The sequence below is a fragment of the Collinsella aerofaciens genome, assembly GCF_039752775.1.
GTDB lineage: Bacteria > Actinomycetota > Coriobacteriia > Coriobacteriales > Coriobacteriaceae > Collinsella > Collinsella aerofaciens_R.
Window position 1 is genome coordinate 1 of sequence record NZ_JBDMGT010000060.1, and the last position, 2,456, is coordinate 2,456.

1 protein-coding gene is annotated in these 2,456 nt (G+C 60.7%); it reads left to right on the top strand.

Translation table 11 applies throughout. From position 1 onward, the window contains the following. Positions 1–179: 179 nt before the first annotated feature. The gene (locus tag ABHR63_RS09915) at positions 180–2,372 is read left to right on the top strand and encodes a hypothetical protein (protein WP_346965200.1); all 2,193 of its coding nucleotides are present in this window, start codon (positions 180–182) and stop codon (positions 2,370–2,372) included. The last annotated feature ends 84 nt before the right edge of the window (positions 2,373–2,456 follow it).

Genomic DNA, 2,456 nt, shown 5'->3' on the forward strand with positions numbered 1-2,456 from the left:
GGCGCCTTTAGACGCGTGCCGGAAATCCAAGGGTTATACCCTAAGAGCAAACCACCCCTTTTAGGGGTGGTTTTGATGCAAAAGCGGGTGACGCTCGAGTGTTCTCGCAGATGTTTTGCGTGGATAAGGGCGCGCGTTGTACCATATAGACGTATATGTGTACATATGAAAGGGGCCCCGTGGCCAAGACGGTATATTCCGATAACCAAAATAATGTCGATGCTCTGGCTGAGCGTCTGAGCAGCCAGACATCGCTTTCTGCTGAGCGTGCCAAGCTGGTTGCCTACGACCTGCTTTGCCGCAAGGCGCTCAAGATCAAGTCGAGCGCGCTGGCGCAAATTTTCCGCTCCGTCGATAAGGAATGTGACACCAAGGCGATGCGCGATGAGCTTATCGCGGCAAATATCGTGACCAAGATCGAGGGTAGCGGCATTAACGGGCGCCCGGCGTTCTATACCATCAATGCCGAGATCCGCGATGCCCAGGAGCAGCCTGCCGAGTCCGTCGAGGATTTTGTCGTCGAGGATCCCGCTGACGTGCCTGCTGTGGAAGAAGTTGCCCCGCGTGAGCATGTCGATACCGATGAGTTGCTCGATGAGAACGTCGTGCGTGCCTTTACGGCCAAGGCAGGACGCGGCGGTTTTGGCGGGGGTGGCAAGCGCGATGCGCAGCGCCGCGCCCAGCAGGAGCGCTTCCGTCGCGCCGTTGCTCGAAAGGGTGAGACGGATGCTGAGGCTGTTGAGACCGAGGTTGCCGCTGAGTCGCAGAAGCCCGCGAAGGAACAAAAGCCCGTGGAGGCCCAAGAGCCCAAGCGTCGTCGCGGTGCTCACTTCAAGGCTGCGCAGCAGGATGTCGCGCGTGAGGTTGAAGAGCCTTCCGAGGTTGCAGACGATGTTGAGGAGTCTGCCAAGAGGGCTCCGGGTTCGTGTCGTCCCGGCCGCGGTTTTGCAGGGCGCGCGTATCCCGTAAAGCGTCAGGAGAAGGGCGAGCCGGCTTCGACCGCTCAGGCCGATAAGGCCGAACAAACCGAGAAAACCGTTGAGCCGGCGGCTCGCGAGCAGCAACCTTCCGAGTCGCAGCCTGCGGCTGACACCGAGGTCAAAGTTCAACAGTCCGCTGATAAACAGGCGGGGGAGAGCACTTCGAGCAAGCCCCGCCGTCGTCGTCACCGTGGCGGACGTGGCTCAAATGCCGAAACCGTGGCCGAGAAGGCGACAACGCAAAACAAGGATGTGAAGGCTGAGACCCCGGTGGAGCAGCCCAAGCGCCAGCCGGCGAAGGGGGACAAGCCTGAACGTTCGCAAAAGAGCTCGTCCGCGCCAAAGCAAGAGCGCAAAGCTCAGGCAGATTCCAAGCACAAATCCCAGGCGCAGCCCAAACCGACTGCAAACGATGCGGCCGCCCAGCAGCCTGAGCAGCCCGCTCATGGCGAGGTTTCGGCGTTTGCTCTGGCCCGTGTCCTGGGCAGGCAGCTGCTCAAGGTCGTTCCCACGCCAATGGCGCTCTCCAAGATTAAGGAGCAACAGACTCAAATCGTTAAGGTCGAGGGCAAGGACGGCAAAAAGGCTCCGCAGCGCACTCAGCACAACGAGATGTCCAACCGCAAGATTGCCGAGGAAATCGCAATCATCCAGGCTTGGATCGAGCAGAACCGAGGTGCCGATACGCCGGTTGCCTCGCGCCGCCAGCGTGCCTACCAGATCTTTAACGACGAGAAGGCTTTTGACGGCAAGCACGGTGAGCGCCTGATCAGGCGTATGACCGAAAAGGGCATTAGCATGCAGGCGATCAAGGTCGCCCCCAATCGCCCCGTGCACTTTACGGGCTTCTTTACCCTGGGCGCCGACAGGCCGTTCATTATGGTCGAGAACCTGGACACCTACGACGAGATCGTCAAGCTGCTGCGTGGCCGCAAGCACGCCAAGCTCTTTGGCATCAAGGTGGGCGGCGTGATTTTTGGCGGCGGATGCAAGGCAAGCGTCTCGCATGCCCTGGACGATTATCTGGCCGAGATTGGCTATCGCTTTAACTACGTCTACTATGTGGGCGATATCGACCGCGAGGGCGCGCGCATCGTCGAGCAGGCTCGCAATGCCAATGTGGTTGAGATTCGCCTGCATGCCGGCATGTACCGCGCCATGCTCGCCGAGCATAGGCGTCGCGTGAAGGCCGGCGGCGCGTGCGAGCCCGCTGCTGCCAACCAGGGCGTGCCGCAGAACCTGGCGGCGACGATTAAGGATCTGCCCATGGTTACGCGCGTGCAGTTCCGCAACGTGCTGCGCGAGGGCGGGCGTATTCCGCAGGAGATCCTGATGACCGCAGACTATCGGGATGGCGACTCGGGAAGCTTCGACCGCATGCTCAACAACTAGGGCGTTCGGCCCCGGGAGAGCGGGGACACCGGCTTAGGTTTATCGCGAGTTCCGCACGAACAGGAGGCCACTTAATGTGGCCTC